Here is a 23,582-nt window from a genome sequence, read left to right on the forward strand (position 1 = left end):
CGGCCAGGGCGGACCCGCGTGGTCCGCCCTGGTTCGCCGTTTCAGGGGGAGTCACCGACCGTGAGTGAGTTGTCCTGGGGTGTCCGGCTCGGGGTGGACGTCGGGCAGGTCCGGGTGGGGGTCTCCCGCTCGGACCCGCACGGCGTGCTGGCCACCCCGCTGGTGACCCTCGCCCGCGACCTCACCGCCGCCCCGGACGCGGTGCCGGCCGACATCGCCGCGCTCGCCGCGCTGGTGGCCGAGCACGAGGCGGTGGAGATCGTCGTCGGCCTTCCGGTCAATCTCGCCGGCAAGCACGGTCCCGCCGCCGTACACGTGAAGGCGTACGCTGACCGACTGGCCGATGTAATAGCGCCCGTTCCGGTGGCGCTCACCGACGAGAGGATGTCCACGGTCGTGGCGTCTCGTAGGCTTGCCGAGCGTGGGGTCCGAGGGAAACGGCAACGAGCGGTGGTCGACCAGGCTGCCGCGGTGGAGATTCTGCAGAGCTGGCTGGACGCGCAGCGGAGGCGGACGCGATGATGGACGATCTTGACCTCGGGTTCGACGAGCAGGACCGGGGGGAGAAGGGCAAGCACCGGCGCGGCGCGGTGCGCAAGCGCAAGGGTGGCTCCGGCGGCGGTGGCGGCCGGGGCAAGACGGTCCTGGCCCTGCTGCTCGCCTTCGTCCTGCTGGGCACGATCGGCGGTGGTGCCTTCTACGGCTTCGACCGGGTGCAGAGCTACTTCGTGACCCCCGACTACGACGGCGCGGGCACCGGCGAGGTGACGGTCGAGATCAAGCAGGGCGCGCTGATCGCCGACATGGCGAACGCGCTGGTCACGGCTGGTGTGGTGAAGAGCGCCAAGGCGTTCATCGAGGCCGCCGAGGGCAACGCCCGCAGCAAGAACATCCAGCCGGGCACGTACAAGCTGCGCAAGCAGATGAGCGGCGAGAACGCCGTCACGGCGATGCTCGACCCGAAGAACCGGATCGTCAACGGGGTCACCATCCCGGAGGGCCGGACGGCGAAGAACGTTTACAAGCTGCTCTCCGAGAAGACCAAGATCCCGGTGAAGGACTTCGAGGCGGCGGCGAAGGACCCGCTCGCGCGGGGCGTGCCGGACTGGTGGTTCAAGCGCACCGACAACAAGAAGGTCAAGCCGTCGATCGAGGGCTTCCTCTACCCGGACACCTACGAGATCCCGCCGAAGGCGACCGCCGAGACCATCATCGAGCTGATGGTGGAGAACTTCCTCAGCGTGGCCGGTGAGATGGAGTTCGCCGACCGGGTGCAGAAGGAGCGCAAGATCAGCCCGTACGAGGCGCTGATCGTCGCCTCCCTGGCGCAGGCCGAGGCGGGCAACAAGGACGACCTGGGCAAGGTCGCCCGGGTGGCGTACAACCGGGTGTTCGGCGAGTTCGACTGCAACTGCCTGGAGATGGACGTCACGGTCAACTACTACCTGGAGTCGATCGGGAAGCCGACGAAGCGGTCCGGGGACATGACCGCGGCAGAACTGGACGACCCGAAGAACCCGTACAACCGCAAGCTGCGCGGTCTCGTGCCCACCCCGATCAACAACCCGGGCAAGCAGGCCATGGAGGGCGCGATGGACCCGCCGCCCGGCAAGTGGCTCTTCTTCGTGGCGATCGACAAGGAGGGCCACTCCGAGTTCGCCGAGACCTACGAGGAACACAAGAAGAACGAGGCCAAGGCCAAGGAGGCCGGGATCATCTGATGACGGCCGCACGGCGGGCGGGGGTGCTCGGCACGCCGATCGCGCACTCCCTCTCCCCGGTGATCCACAACGCCGGCTACGCGGCGGCGGGGTTGACCGGGTGGTCGTACACCCGGATCGAGTGCGCGGCGGCGGAGCTGGCGGACGTGGTCGCCGGCCTGGGCCCGGAGTGGGCCGGGCTGTCGGTGACCATGCCGGGCAAGGAGGCGGCGCTCGCGGTGGCGGCCGAGGTCTCGCCGGTCGCCGCCGCCGTCGGCGCCGCCAACACGCTGGTACGCCGCCCGGACGGCTCCTGGTACGCCGACAACACCGACGTGGTCGGCATGGTCGAGGTGCTCACCGACGCCGGGGTACGCCCGGGCGCGACGGTGACGGTGCTGGGCGCGGGCGGCACCGCACGCGCGGCGGTGGCCGCGGCGGGGCGGCTCGGCGCCCGCGCGGTGACCGTGGTGGCCCGCCGCCCGGCGGCGGTCGAGGAGCTGCGCCCGGTGGCCCGCGCCGTCGACGTGCCGATGCGCGCGGCGGCCTGGGACGACGACGCGGCGACCCACCTCGGCGCCGACGTGGTGATCTCGACCGTGCCGAAGGGAGTCGCCGACCCGCTGGCCGTCGCGGCGGACTGGCGGCCCGGCACGGTGCTCTTCGACGCGCTCTACGACCCGTGGCCGACGCCGCTGGCCGCGTCGGCCGAGGCGGCGGGCTGTCGGATCGTCTCCGGCCTCGACCTGCTCCTGGCCCAGGCGGTGGGCCAGTTCGAGCACTTCACGGGCGTTGCCGCGCCCCGGGCGGCGATGGCCGCCGCGCTGGCCGCCGCCCGCGCCGCCTGACCGCCGGCGCGGGGGCGGGAGTGTCCCCTGTGGTCGTCCAGGGCATCCTTAGGCGACGGTTAAGACGCGCTTAGGTCCGGCTGTCGTCCCCACGTCACGCCGTGGCCGTGGTTACGCTGCTGACCGTCACCGTCCGACATACAGGGAGTGCTCCTTGAGCAGGCACGGACTGCACCGCCTCACCCGGCACCCCGGCCCTCGGCGCAAGGCCGTCGTCCTCGGCGTGGCCGGCGCCACCGTGGTGGCCGGCATCGTGGCCACCACGATGCCGCTGCTGGCCGCCGACGACCTGTCGATCCCGGCGACCGCCGACACCACGGCGACCATGGTGCCGCAGGACGGCGACAACGGGGCGAAGACGACGCTGGCGACCTGCGCGGTCCGCTGCGACGGCAACCCCCGGGGCGGCCGGGAGGCCGTCGTCCAGTTCGCCGTGACCACCCTGCCGGCGACGGCGGTCAACGTGCGGGCCACCCTGCGGATGCACGCGTGGCAGGAGTTCCCGGCGACCGTGACCGCGCACGCCTCCGCGGTGGACGCCCGCGCGGCGCGGCCGACGCCGGCGCTGCCGGGGGCGGTCCTCGACACCGTCTCCAGCGTGGCGAAGGGCTTCAACGAGTGGGACGTCTCGGCCCTGGTGAAGGGCAACGGCACCTGGACGGTCTCGCTCGCGCAGACGGCGCTGGAGACCAGGATCTACTGGGCGTCGACGGAGAACCGCAACCCCGACCTGCGCCCGCGCCTGGAGATCCGCTACGACGTCAGCACCCGGCCCACGCCGGTGGTGACCAGCGCCGCGCCGTCGCCGAGCCGGACGGTCGCGCCGAGCCCCGCGCCGCGGCCGACGCCCAGCGCGAGCCCCACCCGCGCCACCCCGAGCCCGTCGGCGAGCCCGTCGGCCGGTACGGACCGGTGCGGCGCGGTGTCGAGCAGGCTGGTGCCCTCCTGCGGCGCCTGGTGGGGGATGTACTCCCCGTCGAACGCCGGTGACGGCTGGGACCACGGCGCCGCGGTCGCCGAGGTGGAGGCGCAGGTCGGGCGCAAGTTCGACCTCGTGCACCGCTACCACGACTTCTCCAACGCCGGCAGCAACGGCGCCTTCCCCGACGCCTACCAGCGGCAGCAGATGCGCGAGGGTCGGCTGATGTTCTTCGCCTGGGAGTCGCGGATCTTCTCCTCTGGCACCGTGCTGACCTGGCAGGACGTCTACAGTGGCCGGTACGACGCCACCATCGACGCGGTCGCCGGCCGGATCCGCGACACCGGCGTGCCGGTGTTCATGGGCTTCGACCACGAGCCGGAGGACGAGCCGGCCAAGGGCAGCGACGCCGACTTCGTCCGCGCCTGGCGGCACGTGCACGACCGGTTCGCCAAGGCGGGCGCCGACAACGCGGTGTGGGTGTGGACGATGATGGGCTGGTCGGGCCACTACGACCGCTACGCCGGTCTCTATCCCGGTGACCGGTACGTCGACTGGGTGGGCTACGACCCGTACAACTTCCACGTCTGCAACGGCAGCAAGGTCTGGAAGAGCCCGGCCACCACCATCGGTGGCTTCTACCGCTGGCTGGACGAGAACCTTCTCGGGGCCGGCAAGCCGCGGATGCTCGCCGAGTTCGGCACCAACTTCGACGCGGCCGACCCGGACGCGAAGCGGCGCTGGTTCGAGGAGTTCCCGGCGGCGCTGAAGGCGCACCCGAAGATCAAGGCGGCCATCTACTTCAACTCCCCGGGGATGACCCGCCGGTCGGACACCTGTGACATGACCATGAACCACGACGCCGCGTCGGTCGCGGGATTCGCCCGCGCCGGCCGCGACAGCTATCTGCGGCAGCCCACCGGGGGCGCCCGCTGACACCGCGCGTTCACACTTCGACCCAGAGTGATACGGGCGAGTCGGACATCCGACTTCCTGTGTGCGGTGTCATGTTGCCGATGCAGTGACCGCCCAATCGGCGGATATCGCCGGCCTGGGTCGACCAGGCACGCTACGCGGGTTCTCTCCCGACATGGAGGCGTAGCGTGCCCGACATCCCGCTCTCTCGGCGATCCGCCGGACTCCGCACCCGGGCGGGGGTGGTCGCACTCGTGACCGCCGCCGCCGTGCTGGCCGTCCCCACCGGGACCTCCGCCGCCCTGGTGCCGGCGCCCGAACCGGCGACCCTGGTCTCGGCCAATCCGGCCGACGCCACACCGCACGCCAGGGACGGCGAGACCCGCGCCTTCGCGCAGGTCGGCTCCACGGTGTTCGTCGGCGGCAGCTTCACCCAGATCCGGCAGACCGCCAGCGCGGCGTGGACCACCCAGCGTTACCTCTTCGCGTACGACCGGGCCACCGGCACGATCTCGACCAGCTTCCTGCCGGTGCTGGACGGCGCGGTCAACACGCTGGTCGCCGGGCCCGGCGGCACGCTGATCGTCGGCGGCACCTTCAAGAACGTCAACGGCGTCTCCCGCAAGAACCTGGTGGCGCTCAACCCCGCCACGGGCGCGATCGTCGACAGCTGGGTCGGCCGCTCCGACGGCGGCACCGTCCGCGACCTGGCGCTGCACGGCAACTGGCTCTACGTGGCCGGGGCGTTCAACTGGCTCAACGGCACCGCGCACGCCGGGCTCGGCCGGCTCAACGCCACGACCGGCGCGATCGACCCGACCTTCAACGTCGACGCGACCGTCGGGCGCCACGGCACCACCTCGTACGTGTGGACGATCGACGTCGCCCCGGACGGCGGCACCCTGGCCGTCGGCGGCAACTTCACGCTCGTCAACGACCTGCCGCGCAACCAGATGGCGCTTGTCGATCTCACCGGCACCCCGGCGGTGCTGGACTGGAGCACGGAGAAGTTCGTGCCGCCGTGCGCGGCGCCGGCGACCTTCGTGCACTACGTGCAGGACGTCAAGTTCGGCGGCGACGGCAGCTGGTTCGTCGTCGGCACCAACGGCGGCTCGGGTTGGCCGGCCGCGTACTGCGACGCGCTGGTGCGCTTCGAGACCGCCGCCCGGGGCACCGGGCAGCTCGGCACCTGGGTCGACTACACCGGCAACGACACCATCACCTCCGTCGAGGTCGCCGACAACGTCATCTACCTCGGCGGGCACTTCCGCTGGCTGAACAACCCGAACGCCAGCGACACCGCCGGCAAGGGCGCGATCGACCGGCTCGGCATCGCCGCGGTCACCCCGGCCACCGGCATGCCGGTCAACTGGAACCCCCGCCGCAGCGGCAGCGCGTCGATGCCGGCCGGCACCAGCAACTGGGGCTCCTCCGTGCCGGTGCTCTGGCGCGGCAGCGACGGCCTCTACTTCGGCCACAACTCCGACGGCATGGGCAACGAGTACCACGGCCGGCTCGGGATGTTCCCGCTGACCGGCGGGCGCACCATCACCCCGAAGAACGCGCCGACCGCGACCACCGGCAACCTCTACGTCGGCACCGGCGCGGGCGAGCTGGCCAAGGTGCCGTTCGACGGGACCAGCCTGGGCACCCCGACCACGGTCAGCCAGCCCAACTACACGGCGGCCGGCGCGACCTGGCGGGTGGACGACCGGATCTACTGGTCGCACACCGTCGCCGGCACCCCCACGGGCAGCCGGATCGACATCTCGCTGTTCAACGGCGGCGCGATCGGCGCGCCGTGGGAGGCGTCCGGCTACAACGACTGGTTCAACCCGGCGCTGATGACCGGCGCGTTCTACCTCGACGGGCGCCTCTACTACACCCGCTCGGGCGCCAGCGGCCTCTACTACCGCTACTTCGAGATCGACGGCAACTACCTCGGCGCCACCGAGTTCACGCTGCCCACCACCGGAGTCACCTGGTCGGCCGTGCGGGGCATGGCCTGGGTCGCCGGCCGGGTCGTGTACGGTGCCACCGACGGAACGCTGCGCAGCGTGCCGTTCGACCCGACGGCCGCCCCGGCGGTCGACGGAACGACGGCGACGGTGGTCCCGGCGACCGCCGGCGTGACGTGGTCAACGCCGTCGACCTTCTTCTCCGTGCAGTGACGGTCGACTGTTCGTAACGGAACATCGGTAGATTGTTCACGTTGGGCCGGCGACGGATCAGCCGTCGCCGGCCCGCACCACGTGGGGAGGGGCGTTGGTCGGCGCGGGTGGCAACCGCAGAGGACTCGCGGTGCGGGTCGTCTTCGCGGTCAAGCGCGGCTGGTACACGCTGCGCTATCCCCGGCTGACGCTGGGTCGGGGCGTGGAGATCCGCGGCCGGATCCGGCTGCGCCGGGGCGTACGGGTGAGCATCGGTGACCGCACCCGGATCAACAAGCTGGTCCGCTTCGCCGGTCCCGGCGAGGTGCGGGTCGGCGCCGACTGCCTGTTGAACGCCACCTGGATCGGCACCTGGACGTCGGTCACCATCGGCGACCGGTGCCTGCTCTCGGACTGCGAGCTGCTGGACAACGACTTCCACAACCTGCCCCCCGACCAGCGGCACGACCCGCCCGTCCCGGCCACCCGCGCCCCGATCACGATCGAGGACAACGTGTGGATCGGGGCGCACGCCCTGGTGATGAAGGGCGTGCGGATCGGCCGGGACAGTGTCGTGGGCGCCGCCACGGTGGTCCGTACGGACGTGCCGCCGCGGGTCGTGGTCGCTGGAAATCCACAACAGACGGTGAAGAAGTTCAATGACTGACGCTTCCCCCGGTACCTGGGCCACGGACGTCCCCGCCAGCGGTGGCGGCACACCGGGCCGCACCGTCACGCTGACCGACCTGCTGCGCGTCCCGCTGCACCGGATCCGGCTCGTCGGGGCCGTCGCCGCGATCGGCCTGCTCGCCGCGATCGGCTACGTGGTGCTCGTACCGGCTGCCGTGTCCGCCAGCGCGGTCGTGGCGGTGCGTCCCGTCGTCACCGACGCGTTCACGCCCAGCGGCGCCGCCGCCGACCGGGCGGTGAACATGAACGTGGAGAGCGGCATCGCCACGGGCACCGACGTGGTGCAGCGGCTGGCCGACGCGGGCGACCTGGACCCGCGCGAGGTGCGCGACGCCCTCGAGGTCGAGGTGCCCACCGGCGGGCAGATCCTGCGCTTCGTCTACCAGGCACCCACCGCGGAACAGGCGGTCGAGGGCGTCAACCTCGCCGCCCAGGCCTACCTCGACGTGCGCCGCACGATGTACGAGAAGCAGCGCGAGGAGATGCTGCGCTCGTACGACGAGAGCATCGCCAAGGTCGCCGCGCAGCAGGCCGCCCTCCAGAAGCGGGTCAACAACGCCCGGGAGGGCGCCGTCGACGCCGCGGTGACCGAGCTGACCGGCATCAACAACCAGCTCACCCAGCTCAACTCCGCGCGGACCGAGATCGCCGCCGTCGACGTCAACCCCGGCTGGGTCACCCAGACCGCCGAGCGGGCCCTGGCCTCCTCCGCCGGCAACCGCCCGCTCTACCTGCTCGCCGGCCTGCTCGGCGGGACGCTGCTCGGCGTGGTGCTCGCGTACGCCTGGGAGTCGATGGACCGGCGGATCCGGTCGGTCGACGACGGCCGGGACGCCACCGGGCTCCCGCTGCTCGGCACGGTCCGCAGCCGCCGGTGGCGCGGCGGCAAGGAGGCGGTCGACGCCGACATCCGGTACGTGGCCATGGCCATCGCCGAGCGGGTGCGCCAGCCCGCCCGGGTGTCGCTGCTGACCGCCCGCGAGGAGGACCCCACCGCCATCACCGCCGGGCTGGCGGTGGCGCTGGCGGCCGTCGGCCGGGAGGTCTTCGTCGCCGACGACAGCGGGCGCGCCGACCGGCTGCGCAGCACCGTGCTCGCCGACCGGGAGCGGCTGCCCGCCGCGGCGGACCCGTCCCGCCCACTCGTCCCGAAGCCCCGGCCGGCCGGCTCGACGACGGACGGCAAGAGCGGCGACACGGCGGAGCCGGCCGCGGCCCGTCGCCCGTCGCCGCACCCGATCGGCGCCCGCCCGTCCACCGACCCGGACGCCACGCTGACCCTGCCCCGGGTCACCTCGACGGCGGCCGGCGAGAACGGCAAGGCGCCGAGCACCGACCCGGTGACCGTGGGCGCGGGCAGCGTCCGGTTCGGCATCTGGCGGCAGGGCGCCGACCACAGCCTGGTGCTGTTCAACGCCCCGCCGGCGGAGTCCGACGAGCGCGGGGTGGCCGTCGCCCGGCAGGGCACGGCGGTCGTGGTGGTCGAACAGGACCGGACCCGGCAGGGCGACCTGCGCCGCCTCGTGGAGCGGCTGCGCGCCGCCGGGGTCACCCCGCTCGGCTTCGTGTTGACGCGCTGCGGCCGGGGCTGATCCGTGCCGGTCACCCGCGCGCCGGCGACGACCGAGCCGGGCAGCGGCCCGGGTGCCGTCGCGCCGCTGCCGCAGCCGCCGCCCCCGCCGCGGTTGCCGCTCTGGCCGCTGGCGTTGATGTTCGGCCTGGTGCCCGTGTGGTGGCTGGCCGGCGCGTTCTACCTCGGGTGGCCCCTGCTCGGGGCGCTGCTGTTCGCGCTGTTGTTCATCCGGGGCCGGGTGCCGCTGCCCCCGGCCGCCGGGATCTGGCTGCTGTTCCTGGCCGTCGTGGTGGTCAGCGCCACCCAGTTGCAGACGCCGGCCTCGGTGCTGACGTTCGCCCTGCGGCTCGCCTTCTACCTCACCGCGCTCGTGGTGGGCGTCTACGTCTACGCGGTCGCCCGGGAACGCCCCGACCAGGTCGCCGTCCTCGTTCCGCTCTGCGCCTTCTGGTTCGGGCTGGTCGCGCTGGGCTGGCTGGGCGTGCTGGCGCCCCGCTTCGCGCTGACCACCCCGGTGGAGGTGCTGCTTCCGGGCGGGGTGGCCAACACCCCGTTCATTCAGGACATGGTCCACCTCACCACCGCGGAGTACAGCGCCCGGTCGTTGAACCCGATCTACCGGCCGGCCGCGCCGTTCGCGTACACCAACAACTACGGCAGCGCGTACGCGATGACGCTGCCCTGCGTGGTGGCCTTCACCATGCTGCGCCGGCGCGGCATGCTGCGCTGGGCGCTGCTGGCGTCGCTGCCGCTGTCGTTGGCGCCGGCCTTCCTCACGCTCAACCGGGCGATGTTCCTCAGCCTCGGCGCCGGGCTGGCGGTGCTCGGCCTCCGGGCCGCCCTGCGCGGCAACGTCCGGGTGGCCGCGTCGATCGTCGGGGTGGTGGTCACCGGTGGCCTCGTCACCCTGTTCATCCCGGTCACCCAGCTGATCGGCAACCGGGTCGAGTCCAGCGACACCAACACCGACCGGCTCTCCCTCTACGTTGAGGTGATCCGGCGGGTACGGGAGTCGCCCTGGCTCGGCTACGGCGCGCCGGTGAACGTCGACACCGTCAGCGCCGAGGCGCCGATCGGCACCCAGGGGCAGTTGTGGATGGTGCTGTTCAGCCACGGCGTCCCCGCACTGCTGTGCTTCCTCGCGTGGTTCGTGGTCGCCGCGCTGATCTGCGCCCGGGCCACGTCCGCCGCCGGGCAGTGGCTGGCCGTGGTGCCGGTGGTCTGCCTGGTGCAGATCCCCTTCTACGGCATGGCCAACCAGAACCTCGCGGTCGCCTTCTTCGCGGTCGCCTTCGCGATGGCGCTCACCGAGCGGGAGACGGCGGCCCGGCTGCACCGCCCCCGCACCCCGCGCCCGAGAGCGGTGCCCGCATGACCGCCGCCACCCGCCCGCCGTCCGGCCCCCAACCGGCCTCCGTACCCGCCGCGTCGGGCCCGGGCGGAGCGCCGGCCGGCGACGACACGGAGACCCGTCGCAGCGTCCGCAGCGGCGTGGCCGGGCTGGTCGGCGCGGCCACCAGCGGCCTCTTCGGCTTCCTGCTCGCGGTGGTCATCACCCGCGGCTACGGCACGGTCGGCTCCGGGGCGTTCTTCGCCGCGATCGGTGTGGTCACCGTCGCCACCGCCGTGTGCACCCTCGGCGCGGAGACCGGGCTGATGTGGGCGCTGCCCCGCCGGCGCCTCGGTGCGCGGGGCGACGCCGCCCGGGTGCTCCCGGTGGCGCTGGTCCCGCCGCTGCTGGTCGCGGTCGCCGTCGGCGTCGGCGGGGTGCTCGCCGCCGACGCGCTCGCCCCGCGCCTGCTCGGCGGCTCCGGCGTCGACGGCGCGGCCCTGCTGACGGCCAGCTTCGCCGCGGTGCCCGTGGTGGTGGCGATGACGCTGCTGCTCGCGGCGCTGCGCTGCGTGCGCCCGATCCGGGCGTACGTCGGGGTGCAGTTCTTCCTGCTGCCGGTGGCCCGGCCCGTGCTGGTCGGCGCGGCGGCCCTGGCCGGCGGTGGCCTGCTCGCCGGCATGACCGGCTGGCTGGTGCCGGCGGCGCTCGCCCTGCTGGCCTGCCTGACGCTGGTGGCCGGCCCGCTCGGCGTCGGCCGGGGCGCGGCGCTGCGGCCCGCGCCGGACGACTGGTCGGCGTTCTGGCGCTTCGCGCTGCCCAGGGCCGCGTCGGCCGCCATCGACGCCGGCAACATGTGGGTGGGCGTGCTGCTCACGTCGGTGCTCGCCGGGCCGGCCGAGGCCGGCGTGTTCGGCGCCGTCGGGCGCTACATCCTCGCCGGCCAACTGGCCATGCAGGGGCTGCGGGTGGCGGTGTCACCACAGCTGTCCCGGCTGCTCGGGCGCGGGGACAGGGCCGCGGCGGCGGCCGTGCACCGGCAGTTGACCACGTGGGGGCTGGTGCTGTCCTGGCCGGTCTACCTGCTGCTCGCCGTCTTCGGGCTGGCCTTCCTCCAGCTCTTCGGGCCCGAGTTCACCGCCGGCGCCCCCGCGATGACCGTGCTCGCGCTGGCCATGCTGGTCAACACCGGGGTCGGCAACGTGCAGAGCCTGCTGCTGATGGGCGGGCGCAGCGGGCTGCACCTGGCCGCCACGCTGGCCGGGCTGCTGGTCACGGTCTCCCTCGGCCTGTGGCTGATCCCGGCGCACGGCGCGACCGGGGCGGCGCTGGCCTGGGCGCTCGGCATCGCCACCGAGAACCTCACGGCGGTCGGCTGTGCCCGGGCCGTGGTCGGCCAGCCGCTGGTCGACGCGGCGATGCTGCGGGCCGGGGCGGCCACCGTCGCCGGGGTGGGGGCCGCGGCGACGGTCGGGGTGCTGGCCGGCGGCCGGGGGATCGGCGGCCTGGCCGTGGCCCTGGGCGTGCTGGCCGCCGGCTGCGTCGGCTTGTTGACGTTGCCCCGGGTGCGGCACCGCATCCGGGTGACCATGGTGCAGGTTCGTGGGCGGCAGGAGGCGGCCCCGGCCGCCACCGGGCGCGCCCCGGAGGAATCGAAGGGCAGGTGAGGTCGTCGTGCCGTCCATCCGAGACCGGGTGAAGCAGCTCGTACCGACCCAGGTGACGGAGCGGGTGCGGGAGTCGCTCGTCGACTACGGGGTACGGACCAGCGACCGGCGACCGCTGCCGGACTTCCTCATCATCGGCACCAAGCGGGGCGGCACCACCTCGCTGTGGAACTACCTGATCCAGCACCCGCTGGTGCCCCGGCTCTTCCCGGCCTGGAACACCAAGTCCTCGCACTACTTCGAGGAGCACTGGCGCCGCGGCGAGGCCTGGTACCGCTCGCACTTCCCCACCCAGCGCCACCGGGAGGCGCTGGAGAAGCGGCACGGCGGGCCGGTACGCGTCGGCGAGGCGGCGCCGCTGTACATGTTCCACCCCCTCGCGGCGCAGCGGGTCGCGGCGCTGATGCCGTCGGTGCGGCTGATCGTGCTGCTGCGCGACCCGGTGGAGCGGGCGTACTCGCACTGGAAGGAGCGGCGCACGCACGGCATCGAGCCGCTCGACTTCGCCGCCGCCCTGGCGGCCGAGCAGGAGCGCACGGCGGGGGAGCGGGAGCGGCTGATCGCCGAGCCGGAGTACTTCAGCGAGCCGTACGACTGGTACACCTACCGGGCCCGGGGCCGCTACCTGGAGCACCTGGAGCCGTGGCTGGAGCGCTTCGACCGGGAGCAGATCCTCTTCCTGCCCAGCGAGGACCTCTACCGCGACGCCCGGTCGACCTACCGCCGGACGCTGGACTTCCTCGGCCTGCCCCCGCACGACCTGCCCGACTTCAAGGTCTACAACGACCGCCGCTCGTCGCCGCTGGAGCCGGCGGTGCGCGCCGAGCTGACCGAGTACTACCGCCCGTACAACGACGCGTTGCGGCAGCGGTTGGGGCTGGAGCTCGACTGGCCGGACCAGGCCCCGTGACGGCGCGGGCCACCGCCGCCGACCCCCGCTCGCGCACCGACGGGCTGGGCTGGGTCACCCGGGCGGTGTTCGGCGACGAGCGGATCGCCCTGACCGTGGGCGCCCCGCCGCCGCCCGGGCACCGCGCCGTCGCCCGGTACGCCGTCGTCCCGTCGCTCGCCCGGGCCCGCTTCCTGCTGCCGCTCGGCGCGCCCCGGGCCACGGCCGCCTCGCTGCTGGCGTACAACGCGCTGCGTCCGCCGAAGGTGCGGGCCGTGCGGGCCGGGCTCGGCACGCTGGCGCGGGTCGGCGCGGTCGATCTGGCCCCGTTTCCCCGGCTGACGGTGTCGCTGCCCGAGCGGGTCGCGGCCGACGAGGCGCTGCTGGCCGGGCGGCTGGGCGCCGCGCTCGGGCAACCGGCGGTGTACGCGGCCTGCGGGGTCCGCCCGCCGGACCCGAACCACAAGCCCACCCTGCAACTGTTCGCCCCGGACGGCCGGGCCCTCGGCTACGCGAAGATCGGCTGGAACGGGGCGACCCGGGCGCTGGTGACCGCCGAGGCGGCGGCCCTGCGGGAGCTGCCGGCGGTGACCGGCGTGCCCGACCATCCGGCGGCGCCCCGGCTGCTGGCCGAGACGACGGCCGCCGGGCAGGTCGTCGCGCTGGTCGAGCCGCTGCCACCGGACGTGCGGGGCGTGTCGGCCGGCGAACCGCCGCGGATCGCGGCGCTGCTGGCCGTGGCCCGCCGGGGCCGCCCGCCGGCGCCACCGCGCCCCGTGGCCGGGTCGGCGTTCCTGGCCCGGCTCGCCGCCGAGGCCGGACGCGCCGCCGCCGGCACGCCGGACGGGGCCCGGGCGGTCGCCGCCGTCGCCGCCCTGACCGACCGGCACGGCGACACGACCGTCGAGTTCGGGCACTGGCACGGCGACTGGGTGCCCTGGAACCTCGGGGTGCACGCCGGCCGCCTCGTCGCCTGGGACTGGGAGCACAGCGGGCCGGACGTGCCGCTCGGCTTCGACCTGGCGCACGACGCGTTCCAGCGGGCCCTGGTGCTGCGGGGCGAGCCGGCCGCGGCGGCGGCGCGGGCCGTCGACGCCCACCTCGACCGGTACGGCACCGAACTCGGGCTCGGGCCGGCGGCCCGGCGACTGGTGGCCGACGCCTACCTGCTGGAAATGTGGCTGCGCACCTGGCGTCTCGCCGACGCGGGCGCGGGCTGGAACGCGGCGCTGCATCCCGCCCTGCTGGACGTCATCGAGAAACGACATAGCGGCTGATCCACCGAAATCGCCGGAGCCTGCGGTCCACCGTCGACTCCGGATAGTGACCAAGAAACTCCAGGTCGTGACGACCGTCGATATTGATGGTCGCCGCGGCGCACCCGATCCGCCACCCGCGGAGATCGATCTGTCGCCCGGTCGCCCTATTTCACCAGCCGGGGACGTGTGATCTGCTGTCGCGTGGCGACCACCGAACATCCAAGCGAACTTGTGGGGAGTCGCGTGGAAAAGACGACCGAGGATGCCGGCGAGCCCGGAGTCCTGCTCCTGGTGGGCTCCAGCGGCGGCCACCTGGCCCAACTGCTCGCCCTGCGCCCGTGGTACGAACGCTGGCGGCGGTGCTGGGTCACCTTCGACACACCCGAGGCGCTCTCGCTGCTGGCCGGCGAGGAACTCGTCCCGGCGCACCACCCGACCACCCGCAACGTGCCGAACCTGCTGCGCAACGCCGTTCTCGCCTGGCGGGTGCTGCGGTCGCGCCGGGTCGCCGCGGTGGTGACCACCGGCGCCGGGGTGGCCGTCCCGTTCGTGGTGCTGGCCCGGCTCCGGCGCGTGCCGACCGTCTACATCGAGGTGTACGACCGCATCGACACCCCGACCCTGACCGCCCGGCTCTGCCGACCGTTCCTCTCCGCGATGCTCGTGCAGTGGGACGAGCAGCGCCGCCAGTACCCGGAGGCCACCGTCGTGGGGACCCTGCTGTGAGCGCCGAGAGCACCGGCACCGCCCCCGCGCACCGCGTCGCCCCCGGCCGTCCCCGGCCTGCGCCCGCCACCCGGGTGCCCCGGCCGCGCGACTCCGGCGGCCTCGCGCAGGCCCGGCTGCTGGTCGCCGTCGGCACCGACAAGCATCCGTTCGACCGCCTGGTCGGCTGGCTGGAGGAGTGGCATCCCGCCGTCGCCGAGGACGTCGGGCTGACCGTCCAGCACGGACACACCCGGGCCCCCGGGGTGCCCGGGGCGACGCCCTTCCTCGGTCACGACGAGTTGCAGACGGCGATGGCCGAGGCCGACCTCGTGGTCTGCCACGGCGGCCCCGCCACCATCCTGGAGGCCCGCCGGCACGGGCACCTGCCGATCGTCGTCCCACGGGACCCGACCCGGGGCGAACACGTCGACGACCACCAGCAGTTGTTCGCCCGTCGCCTGGGCGCGGCCGGCATGGTGGCGCTGGCCGAGACCCGGGAGGCGCTGTTCGAGGCGCTCACCGCGGGCCTGGCCGACCCGTCGCGGTTCGCCGTCGCGGCCGACCCGGACGCGTCCCGGGCACGCCGCGCGGCGGTCGAGCAGGTGGGACGGATCGTGGAGGACCTGGTGGCCGCGTCGACCGGACGACGGCAGCGGACGAGGTGGCGGCCGTGGGCACGGCCGGGCCGGAACGGAGAGCGGCGATGACCGAACACCCGAGCGTGAGCGCGGTGGTGCCCACCCGGGACCGCCCGGAGCTGCTCCGGGCCGCCGTGCGCGCCATCCTCGACCAGGACCACCCCGGCCCGATCGAGGTGGTGGTGGTCTACGACCAGTCCGAGCCGGACGCCTCGCTGGCCGAGCTGTCCCGCCCGGACCGGCTGGTCCGGGTGATCCGCAACGAGCGCGCCCCCGGCCTGGCCGGGGCCCGCAACTCGGGCGTCCTGGCCGCCACCGGCGAGCTCGTCGCGTTCTGCGACGACGACGACGAGTGGCTACCCGGCAAGCTGCGGGCCCAGGTCGAGGCGCTGGCCGCCCACCCCGACGCGGAGTTCGTCAGCTGCGGCATCCGGGTCAGCTACGACGGGCACACCGTCGACCGGGTGCTGTCGAAGGACTCGGTCACCCTGGCCGACCTGCTGCGGGACCGGATGACGGAGCTGCACCCGTCGACCTTCCTGATCCGCGCCGCCGCGCTGCGCGACGGGTTCGGGCTCGTCGACGAGGAGATCCCGGGCAGCTACGCGGAGGACTACGAGTTCCTGCTCCGGGCCGCCCGCAGCGCGCCGCTGGTCAACCTGCGCACGCCGTACGTGCTGGTGCGCTGGCACAAGCGGTCCTACTTCGCGCAGCGCTGGGACACCATCTCCGAGGCGTTGCAGTGGCTGCTGGAGCGCTACCCCGAGTTCGGCACCCAGCCGGCCGGCGAGGCGCGGGTCACCGGGCAGATCGCCTTCGCCCGTGCCGCGTCCGGCGACCGGCGGGGCGCGATGCGCTGGGCCCGGCACACCATCCGGCGCAACCCGCGCGAGCCGAGGGCGTACCTGGCCCTCGCCGTGGCCGGGCGGATGGTCCGCGCCGACGCGGTGCTGCGTACCCTGCACAAACGCGGCCGGGGCATCTGAGCGCGCGTTCAGGGCCGGATGCGTCGCTCGGCGGCGTCGAACGCGGGCGCGAGCGGGGCCAGCGCCGCGCGGAGCTGGTCGGGCAGCGAGCCGGAGGGCACGACCAGTCCTCCGGCGCCGAGGCTCCCGGCGGCGCCCGCGTTCCCGGCCGGCTGGAGCCAGCCCTCCAGTGCGATGCGCACCGCCGCGGCCACGCTTGCCGCGAGGACGCGGGCCGTGTGCGCTCCGGCGTCACCCAGGCGTTCGGCGATCGCTGCCGTGAGCGGGGGCTCGATGCCGGTGGTGGTGTCGAGGAACGCGTCGCGCAGCGCGGTCCGGGTGGTGATCAACAGCAGCACCTGGCGTTCGTGCTCGCCGGTGTTCGCGTACTGCTCGACCACTGCCTCGGTGACGGCGTCGGCCAGGCGCGCTCCTGCGGGCCGGGCCGTGACCGCCGCCGCGATGCGCGCCTCCCGGTCCGCGGTGACGGCGGAGACGATCGCCTGCTCGCGGCTGGCGAAGTAGTTGTTGTAGGTGCGCGGCGAGACCCCGGCCGCCTCGGCGACGCTGGAGCTGGCCGCCGGCGCCGCCGCCGAACTCGGCCTGGAGGTCTGGTTCTCGCCCTATCCGCTGGAGCTGGATCCGGAGCAGATCCTCACGCTCTTCCGCGACTGCGCCGAGCGGGCGGAACGGCTCCGGCAGCAGGGGGCCGCGGTCGTGTTCGTCGCCGGGGTCGAGCTGAGCGTGATGAACCGCGGGTTCCTGCCCGGCGAGAGCCCCGAGGATCGGGTCGCGCAGCTGATGAGCCGACCCGAACGGCGGGCCGAAGCCATCCGCGAACTCGGCGTGCAGATCAACGCGTTCCTCCGCGACGCCGCGGCCACGGTCCGCGAGCGCTTCCAGGGCAGGCTGACCTACGCGTCCATCCAGTTCGAGCAGGTCGACTGGACTCCCTTCGACATCGTGACGTTCGAGCTGATCCGCTCCGCCGAGGTCGCCGACCGGTTCCGGGACGCGGTGCGCACCCTGGCCCAGGGCCCGAAGCCGCTCGCCATCACCGGATTCGGCACCGCGGCCTACTGCGGCGCGGGAGACCGTGGTGGGCGGGTGCTGGAAGTGGTCGAGCACGACCCGGAGACCAGGGCCCCGGTACGGCTCAACGGCGTACACGAGCGTGACGAGGCCGGCCAGGCCACCTATCTGAGTGAGCTCCTGGAGATCTTCGAGACCGAGGGCGTGGACAGCGCGTTCGTGTTCCTGTTCGCCCTGCCCGGCTACCCGCACCGCCCGGACGGCGACCCCAGGGACGACCTGGACCGGGCCAGCCTGGGCATCGTCAAGCTCCTCGAAGGACGCCGTGGGCAGACCTACCCCGACATGGAATGGGAACCCAAGGCCGCCTTCGCGGCAGTGGCACAGCGCTATCGGAGGTGACCGGCCCGGAACAGAGGGCAACGGCTGAGGCCGGTACGAGTCAGCCCGGCGGTCGCGGCGGGCCGTGCCGCGTCCGCAGGGCGGGACACGGCGGGCACCGCACGGCGGCGGCCACCGGGCGTGACAGACTGACCGCTGTGTTGCGCTGGTTGACTGCAGGGGAATCGCACGGTCCCGCCCTCGTCGCGATGCTCGAGGGCGTGCCCGCCGGCGTCGAGGTGACCACCGGGGACATCGCCGGTGAGCTGGCCCGGCGCCGGCTCGGCTACGGCCGGGGCGCGCGGATGTCGTTCGAGCAGGACGAGGTCGAGGTCATCGGCGGGCTGCGGCACGGGGCGACCCTCGGCAGCCCCGTCGCGATCCGCGTCGGCAACTCCGAGTGGCCCAAGTGGCGCACCGTGATGGCCGCCGACCCGGTCGACGCGGAGGAACTGGCCAGCCAGGCCCGCAACGCGCCGCTGACCCGCCCCCGCCCGGGGCACGCCGACCTGGCCGGCATGCAGAAGTACGGCCACACCGACGCCCGGCCGATCCTGGAGCGGGCCAGCGCGCGGGAGACCGCCGCCCGGGTCGCCGTCGGCACGGTCGCCAAGGCGCTGCTCCGGCAGGCCCTCGGCATCGAGATCGTCTCGCACGTGGTGGAGCTGGGCCCGGTTGCCGCCAAGCCGGGGCTGCGCCCCACGCCCGCCGACGCCGACCGCATCGACGCGGACCCGCTGCGCTGCCTCGACCCGGAGGCCAGCGCCCGGATGGTCGCCGAGGTCGACGCCGCGAAGAAGGCCGCCGACACCCTGGGTGGCGTGGTCGAGGTGCTGGCGTACGGGGTGCCGCCGGGCCTGGGCAGCCACGTGCAGTGGGACCGCAAGCTCGACGCCCGGCTCGCGACCGCCCTGATGTCGATCCAGGCCATCAAGGGCGTGGAGATCGGCGACGGCTGGCAGCAGGCGCGCTCCCGAGGCTCCGAGGCGCACGACGAGATCATCCCCACCGCCACCGGCGTACGTCGGGTCACCGACCGGGCCGGCGGGCTGGAGGGCGGCATCACCACCGGCGAGCCGCTGCGCGTGAAGGCCGCGATGAAGCCGATCTCGTCACTGAACCGGGCCCTCGCGACGGTCGACGTCACCACCGGCGAGCCCGCCACCGCGATCAACCAGCGCTCGGACGTCTGCGCCGTGCCCGCCGCCGCCGTCGTCGCCGAGGCGATGGTGGCGCTGGTGCTGGCGGAGGCCGCCACCGAGAAGTTCGGCGGCGACTCGGTCGCCGAGATCCGCCGCAACCTGGCCGGCTACCTCGACGCCCTGGTGATCCGGTGAGCGCGGTTCGGCGGGCGGGGCGCGCGGCGGTTCGGCGGTGCCGCTGATGGCGCCGGTCTGCGTGCTGGTGGGGGCGCCCGGCTCGGGCAAGACCACCGTCGGGCTGGCGCTTGCCGAGCTGCTCGGCGTGGAGTTCCGCGACACCGACCTGGACATCGTGCGGCTGGCCGGCAAGCCGATCTCCGAGATCTTCATCGACGAGGGGGAGGACCACTTCCGTACCCTCGAACGGGCGGCGGTGGCGGCGGCGCTGGCCTCGTGCGAGGGCGTGCTCGCCCTCGGCGGCGGCGCGATCCTCGCCGAGGAGAACCGCGCGGCCCTGGTCGGGCACCCCGTGGTCCACCTCTCCGTCGAGCTGTCCGATGCGGTGAAGCGGGTCGGGCTCGGCGGGGGCCGCCCACTGCTGGCGATCAACCCCCGAGCGACCCTGAAGTACCTGCTGGACCAGCGCCGTCCCCTCTACGCCGAGGTGGCCACGGCGACGGTCGTCACCGACGGGCGCTCCCCGGCGGAGATCGCCGCCGAGATCGTCGCGCTCCTCAAGCGCTGAGCCACCCGGCTCTTCGAGCGCTGGGCGGGCGCGGGACGGCGGGACGGCGCGAACGGGTGGCCACGAAGTGGACAGTTCCCACCTCGGATCGGGCGGCTGGACTAGGCTGCCGGCGATGGACGAGGTGACCCGGATCCCGGTCGGCGGCGAGCGCCCGTACGACGTGCTGGTGGGACGCGACCTGCTCGACGCGCTGCCCGGGCTGCTGCCGGACGCGACCCGGGTGGCGGTGCTGCACGCGCACCCGCTCAGGGAACTGGCCGACGCGATCGGCGACAGGCTGGGCGCCGCTGGCATCGAGCCGCTGCTGATCGAGGTGCCGGACGCCGAGGCGGGCAAGCGCATCGACGTCGCGGCGACCTGCTGGGACCGGCTGGGCGAGGCGGGTTTCACCCGTACCGACGCGGTGGTGGGTGTCGGTGGCGGCGCGGTGACCGACCTGGCCGGCTTCGTCGCGGCCTGCTGGCTGCGGGGGGTGCGCTGGGTTCCGGTGGCGACCTCGCTGCTGGGCATGGTCGACGCGGCGGTGGGCGGCAAGACCGGGATCAACACCGCCGCCGGCAAGAACCTGGTCGGGGCGTTCCACCCGCCGGTCGGCGTCCTCGCCGACCTGGCGACGCTGGACACCCTCCCACAGGCCGACCTCGCCGCCGGTCTGGCCGAGGTGGTCAAGTGCGGCTTCATCGCCGACCCGGTGATCCTCGACCTGGTGGAGCGGGACCGGGCGGCGGCCACCGACCCGACCGGCCCGGTGACCCGCGAGCTGATCGAGCGGGCGATCCGGGTGAAGTCCGACGTGGTCTCGGGCGACCTGCGCGAGTCGGGCGTGCGGGAGGTGCTCAACTACGGCCACACCCTGGCCCACGCCATCGAGAAGGCGGAGGGCTACCGCTGGCGGCACGGCCACGCGGTGTCGGTCGGCGTCGTCTACGCCGGTGAGCTGGCCCGGCTGGCCGGGCGGCTGGACGCCCCCACCGCCGAGCGGCACCGGACGGCCATGGCGGCGCTCGGCCTGCCCACCAGCTATCCCGCCCAGGCCTGGCCCGGACTGCTCGCCACGATGCGGGTGGACAAGAAGGCCCGGGGCAGCCAACTGCGTTTCGTCGTGCTGGACGGGCTGGCCCGGCCGGCGATCCTGGAGGGCCCGGACGACGAGCTGCTGGAGGCGGCCTACCGGGAGGTGGCCGCATGAAGGTCCACGTGCTGAACGGGCCGAACCTCGGCCGGCTCGGCACCCGGCAGCCGGACGTCTACGGGGCGACCAGCTACGCGGACCTGGTGGCGCTCTGCGAGTCGACCGGGCGGGAGCTCGGCCTGGACGTGGCGGTCCGGCAGACCGACGCCGAGCACGAGCTGCTGGGCTGGCTGCACGCCGCCGCCGACGAGGGCGCCGCCGTGGTGCTCAACCCCGCCGCCTGGTCGCACTACTCGTACGCGGTCCGGGACGCCTGCGCCATGCTGCGCGGGCCGCTGGTCGAGGTGCACATCTCCAACATCCACGCCCGCGAGGAGTTCCGGCACCACTCCGTGGTGTCGGCGGTGGCGACCGGGGTGATCTGCGGCCTCGGCGTCGACGGCTACCGCCTGGCCCTGCACCACCTGGCCACCCTGATCCGCTGACCCCCCCGGTTGCACTTAACGTCCTTCCCGTCCTTCCCGTCCTTCCCGTCCCGCCCCGTCGCGTGCGGGAGCGGCGAGATTAGTGCCGGTGACGCGCTCTGCGCTCCAGCCGTCGTGACGCTGAGTGACACCTCCCTTCGTTACTGCCGGTTACCGCCTCTGCGGCTCGTGCTCCCTGCCCCTCCGACGCTTTGCTCTGCATCCGAATTCGCACCACGGGCCTGAGCTGGGATTTCTTGTCGACGGCGAATCGTGGTCAGAGGCGAGAAAGTGACCATGCGTAACTGGTGCCTCCATGGGTGCAAAGCAAAGGGAGCGTGGAGGGCTTCTGCCGGGGAGCGTGGCGGCTTACGCAGTGTGAGTGCCGGCGTGCGTTCTCGCCCGGCAACCCCGCGAGGTGGCTGGGCCGGCGGCTCAGCCGGCCGGCGGAGCGACGGCGGCTGGGCGGCTGCAAGCGACGGCGGCTGGGCGGCTGCGAGGCGACGGCGGCTCGGCTGGCGGGGCGGCGTGGCGGGGTCGGCCGCGGAGGCGACAGCGGCTCGGCCGGTCGGCGGGCAACCAGTGGCGGGACCGGCGGGGCAACTGCGGCAGCGGCGGCGGAGAACGGTGGGGCACGGCGGAAAGCGTCGCGAGCGGGCGGCGGAAAGTCGGCGGGAAGTCGGCGGAAGTGCGGGGAGAAGCCGGCGGAAGGGAGGTGGGAGGGCGGCGGGGAGGGCGGCGGGAAGCGGCGGACAGCGGCGTTCGGCGCAACTAGTAGACTTGCCAGGTCTGTCCGCCAATTGATGATCAAGGCAGGAAATGGCCACCACCAACGACCTGAAGAACGGCCTGGTACTCAACCTCGACGGAGAGCTCTGGGCCGTCGTTGAGTTCCAGCACGTCAAGCCCGGTAAGGGTGGTGCGTTCGTGCGTACCACGCTGAAGAACGTGCTGTCCGGCAAGGTGGTCGACAAGACCTTCAACGCGGGCACCAAGGTCGAGACCGCGACCGTGGACAAGCGCACCATGCAGTACCTCTACGCCGACGGCGAGGACTACGTCTTCATGGATCTGGAGACGTTCGACCAGATCAACGTGCCGGGTGCCACCGTCGGCGACGCGGCGAACTACCTGCTGCCCGAGGCTGAGGCGACCGTGGCCACCCACGAGGGTGTCCCGCTCTACATCGAGCTTCCGACCAGCGTCGTGCTGGAGGTCACCTACACCGAGCCGGGCCTGCAGGGCGACCGGTCGACCGGCGGCAACAAGCCGGCCACCGTCGAGACCGACGCGACGGTCCAGGTGCCGCTCTTCATCACCACCGGCGAGAAGATCAAGGTCGACACCCGCGACGGCCGTTACCTCGGCCGCGCCTGATGGCCGAGGGCCCCAAGCAGCAGATGCCTGCGCGCCGCAAGGCGCGTAAGCGGGCGCTGGACGTGCTCTTCGAGGCCGACCTGCGGGACCGTCCGCCGGTCGAGGTGCTCGCCGGCTACATCGAGCGGATCGAGAAGCCCCGACCCGAGCACCTGGGCTACGCGGTGAGCCTCGTGGAGGGCGTCGCCGCCCACCTCGACCGGATCGACGAGGTGATCGCCAGCTACGCCGAGGGGTGGACGCTGGACCGGATGCCGGCGGTCGACCGCAACCTCGCCCGGATCGCGGTCTACGAGTTGCTCTACGTCGACGAGATCGACGACGCGGTGGCCATCAGCGAGGCCGTCGAACTGGCCCGGCAGATGTCGACCGACGACTCGCCGCGCTTCCTCAACGGCATCCTCGGCCGCATCGCCGAGTACGCCACCCGCTGACGTGGCGCACGTCACACCCGGACGTGCGTCACAGCGGGCGTGCTCAACAGGCGGGACGCGACACGAACGACGAACGAGAGGGGCCCGTGCCGTCCGGCACGGGCCCCTCTCGCGTTCCTGGTCAGCTGGCGAAGAACGCCCGCGGGTCGGCGACCAGCACGCCGTGCTCGGTGAGCCGCTCGATCAGGCCGGACGGCGAGGCGTCGTACACGATCGCGAGCGCGCGCAGGTCGTCGGCGCGGATGGAGAGCACGCGGCCGTTGTAGTCACCGCGCTGCTGCTGGATGGCACGCGCGTACCGGGCGACGTAGGCGAGGTCCTCGGAGGCCTCGTCGTACAGGCGCTCCAGGTCGAGGACGATCTTGCTGGTGGGCTCGTGGCGAACCCCGCTGCCGTCGGGCAGCAGCTCCGAGACGGGAACGCGGTAGAAGTCGGCAAGCTCGGCCAGGCGCGACACCGTGACAGCGCGGTCACCGCGCTCGTAGGAGCCGACCACCACCGCCTTCCACCGCCCGTTCGACTTCTCCTCCACGCCCTGCAGGGACAGGCCCTGCTGCTGACGGATGGAGCGCAGGCGGGCGCCCAGAGACTTGGCGTATTCAGAGGGCATTAAACACTCCC

24 protein-coding genes are annotated in these 23,582 nt (G+C 73.6%); 22 read left to right on the top strand and 2 right to left on the bottom strand.

Annotated elements, in window-relative coordinates; genetic code table 11:
* The first annotated feature begins 60 nt into the window (after positions 1-60).
* The 15 genes from ruvX to ACPXCB_RS23455 all read left to right on the top strand — a co-directional run bounded on the left by ruvX (position 61) and on the right by ACPXCB_RS23455 (position 16,272).
* Complete coding sequence (gene ruvX, locus ACPXCB_RS23385; protein WP_425877679.1) at positions 61-522, top strand: Holliday junction resolvase RuvX; 462 nt, start codon at positions 61-63, stop codon at positions 520-522.
* Positions 519-1,721 (top strand): endolytic transglycosylase MltG, encoded by a 1,203-nt coding sequence (mltG, locus tag ACPXCB_RS23390; protein WP_425877680.1) that lies wholly within the window; start codon positions 519-521, stop codon positions 1,719-1,721. The genes ruvX and mltG overlap by 4 nt, the downstream gene beginning before the upstream one ends.
* Complete coding sequence (locus tag ACPXCB_RS23395) at positions 1,721-2,548, top strand: shikimate dehydrogenase (protein ID WP_425877681.1); 828 nt, start codon at positions 1,721-1,723, stop codon at positions 2,546-2,548. Before mltG ends, ACPXCB_RS23395 begins: the two co-directional genes overlap by 1 nt.
* Before the next feature lie 154 nt (positions 2,549-2,702).
* Positions 2,703-4,403: a DUF7594 domain-containing protein gene (locus ACPXCB_RS23400; RefSeq protein WP_425877682.1), complete on the top strand. Its 1,701-nt coding sequence runs from the start codon at positions 2,703-2,705 to the stop codon at positions 4,401-4,403.
* A 221-nt stretch (positions 4,404-4,624) separates the two neighbouring features.
* Positions 4,625-6,553, top strand: coding sequence for a hypothetical protein (locus ACPXCB_RS23405; RefSeq protein WP_425877683.1), 1,929 nt, complete (start codon positions 4,625-4,627; stop codon positions 6,551-6,553).
* 94 nt (positions 6,554-6,647) lie between these two features.
* Complete coding sequence (locus tag ACPXCB_RS23410) at positions 6,648-7,199, top strand: acyltransferase (RefSeq protein WP_425877684.1); 552 nt, start codon at positions 6,648-6,650, stop codon at positions 7,197-7,199.
* Complete coding sequence (locus ACPXCB_RS23415; protein ID WP_425877685.1) at positions 7,192-8,814, top strand: lipopolysaccharide biosynthesis protein; 1,623 nt, start codon at positions 7,192-7,194, stop codon at positions 8,812-8,814. The genes ACPXCB_RS23410 and ACPXCB_RS23415 overlap by 8 nt, the downstream gene beginning before the upstream one ends.
* Before the next feature lie 117 nt (positions 8,815-8,931).
* Positions 8,932-10,170, top strand: a complete 1,239-nt coding sequence (locus tag ACPXCB_RS23420; RefSeq protein WP_425877739.1) for an O-antigen ligase family protein — start codon at positions 8,932-8,934, stop codon at positions 10,168-10,170.
* Positions 10,167-11,792: a lipopolysaccharide biosynthesis protein gene (locus ACPXCB_RS23425; RefSeq protein WP_425877686.1), complete on the top strand. Its 1,626-nt coding sequence runs from the start codon at positions 10,167-10,169 to the stop codon at positions 11,790-11,792. The genes ACPXCB_RS23420 and ACPXCB_RS23425 overlap by 4 nt, the downstream gene beginning before the upstream one ends.
* Before the next feature lie 7 nt (positions 11,793-11,799).
* On the top strand, positions 11,800-12,702 hold the full coding sequence (locus tag ACPXCB_RS23430) for a sulfotransferase domain-containing protein (RefSeq protein ID WP_358120811.1): 903 nt from the start codon (positions 11,800-11,802) through the stop codon (positions 12,700-12,702).
* Positions 12,699-13,958, top strand: a complete 1,260-nt coding sequence (locus tag ACPXCB_RS23435) for a hypothetical protein (RefSeq protein WP_425877687.1) — start codon at positions 12,699-12,701, stop codon at positions 13,956-13,958. The genes ACPXCB_RS23430 and ACPXCB_RS23435 overlap by 4 nt, the downstream gene beginning before the upstream one ends.
* Before the next feature lie 46 nt (positions 13,959-14,004).
* On the top strand, positions 14,005-14,130 hold the full coding sequence (locus ACPXCB_RS23440) for a hypothetical protein (RefSeq protein WP_425877688.1): 126 nt from the start codon (positions 14,005-14,007) through the stop codon (positions 14,128-14,130).
* A gap of 53 nt (positions 14,131-14,183) precedes the next feature.
* Positions 14,184-14,666 carry a UDP-N-acetylglucosamine--LPS N-acetylglucosamine transferase gene (locus tag ACPXCB_RS23445; protein WP_425877689.1) on the top strand — a complete coding sequence of 161 codons (483 nt, stop codon included), beginning with the start codon at positions 14,184-14,186 and terminating at the stop codon, positions 14,664-14,666.
* 74 nt (positions 14,667-14,740) lie between these two features.
* Positions 14,741-15,355 (top strand): glycosyltransferase, encoded by a 615-nt coding sequence (locus ACPXCB_RS23450; protein ID WP_425877740.1) that lies wholly within the window; start codon positions 14,741-14,743, stop codon positions 15,353-15,355.
* Entirely contained in the window at positions 15,352-16,272 is a 921-nt protein-coding gene (locus ACPXCB_RS23455; RefSeq protein ID WP_425877690.1) for a glycosyltransferase family 2 protein, read from the top strand. The genes ACPXCB_RS23450 and ACPXCB_RS23455 overlap by 4 nt, the downstream gene beginning before the upstream one ends.
* An 8-nt stretch (positions 16,273-16,280) precedes the next feature.
* Here ACPXCB_RS23455 and ACPXCB_RS23460 read toward each other — a convergent pair whose 3' ends face one another.
* A complete protein-coding gene (locus ACPXCB_RS23460; protein WP_425877741.1) occupies positions 16,281-16,751 on the bottom strand; it encodes a TetR family transcriptional regulator in 471 nt (156 codons plus the stop codon).
* A 34-nt stretch (positions 16,752-16,785) separates the two neighbouring features.
* Between ACPXCB_RS23460 and ACPXCB_RS23465 the strand changes: the two genes are divergently transcribed.
* From ACPXCB_RS23465 to nusB, 7 genes are all read left to right on the top strand, one after another.
* Entirely contained in the window at positions 16,786-17,685 is a 900-nt protein-coding gene (locus ACPXCB_RS23465) for a hypothetical protein (protein WP_425877691.1), read from the top strand.
* A 137-nt stretch (positions 17,686-17,822) separates the two neighbouring features.
* Entirely contained in the window at positions 17,823-19,001 is a 1,179-nt protein-coding gene (gene aroC, locus ACPXCB_RS23470; protein WP_421458266.1) for a chorismate synthase, read from the top strand.
* Between the two features lie 46 nt (positions 19,002-19,047).
* On the top strand, positions 19,048-19,551 hold the full coding sequence (locus tag ACPXCB_RS23475; RefSeq protein ID WP_425877742.1) for a shikimate kinase: 504 nt from the start codon (positions 19,048-19,050) through the stop codon (positions 19,549-19,551).
* A 115-nt stretch (positions 19,552-19,666) separates the two neighbouring features.
* Positions 19,667-20,743: a 3-dehydroquinate synthase gene (gene aroB / locus ACPXCB_RS23480; RefSeq protein WP_425877692.1), complete on the top strand. Its 1,077-nt coding sequence runs from the start codon at positions 19,667-19,669 to the stop codon at positions 20,741-20,743.
* Positions 20,740-21,171 (top strand): type II 3-dehydroquinate dehydratase, encoded by a 432-nt coding sequence (gene aroQ / locus ACPXCB_RS23485; RefSeq protein WP_425877693.1) that lies wholly within the window; start codon positions 20,740-20,742, stop codon positions 21,169-21,171. The genes aroB and aroQ overlap by 4 nt, the downstream gene beginning before the upstream one ends.
* Before the next feature lie 798 nt (positions 21,172-21,969).
* Complete coding sequence (efp, locus tag ACPXCB_RS23490) at positions 21,970-22,527, top strand: elongation factor P (protein WP_132240163.1); 558 nt, start codon at positions 21,970-21,972, stop codon at positions 22,525-22,527.
* Between the two features lie 23 nt (positions 22,528-22,550).
* The gene (nusB, locus tag ACPXCB_RS23495) at positions 22,551-22,961 is read left to right on the top strand and encodes a transcription antitermination factor NusB (RefSeq protein ID WP_172896683.1); all 411 of its coding nucleotides are present in this window, start codon (positions 22,551-22,553) and stop codon (positions 22,959-22,961) included.
* A gap of 121 nt (positions 22,962-23,082) precedes the next feature.
* Here nusB and ACPXCB_RS23500 read toward each other — a convergent pair whose 3' ends face one another.
* The gene (locus ACPXCB_RS23500) at positions 23,083-23,571 is read right to left on the bottom strand and encodes a transcriptional regulator BldD (protein WP_013285505.1); all 489 of its coding nucleotides are present in this window, start codon (positions 23,569-23,571) and stop codon (positions 23,083-23,085) included.
* Between the last annotated feature and the right edge of the window lie 11 nt (positions 23,572-23,582).

The sequence above is a fragment of the Micromonospora sp. DT62 genome (assembly GCF_049847285.1).
Taxonomy (GTDB): domain Bacteria; phylum Actinomycetota; class Actinomycetes; order Mycobacteriales; family Micromonosporaceae; genus Micromonospora; species Micromonospora reichwaldensis.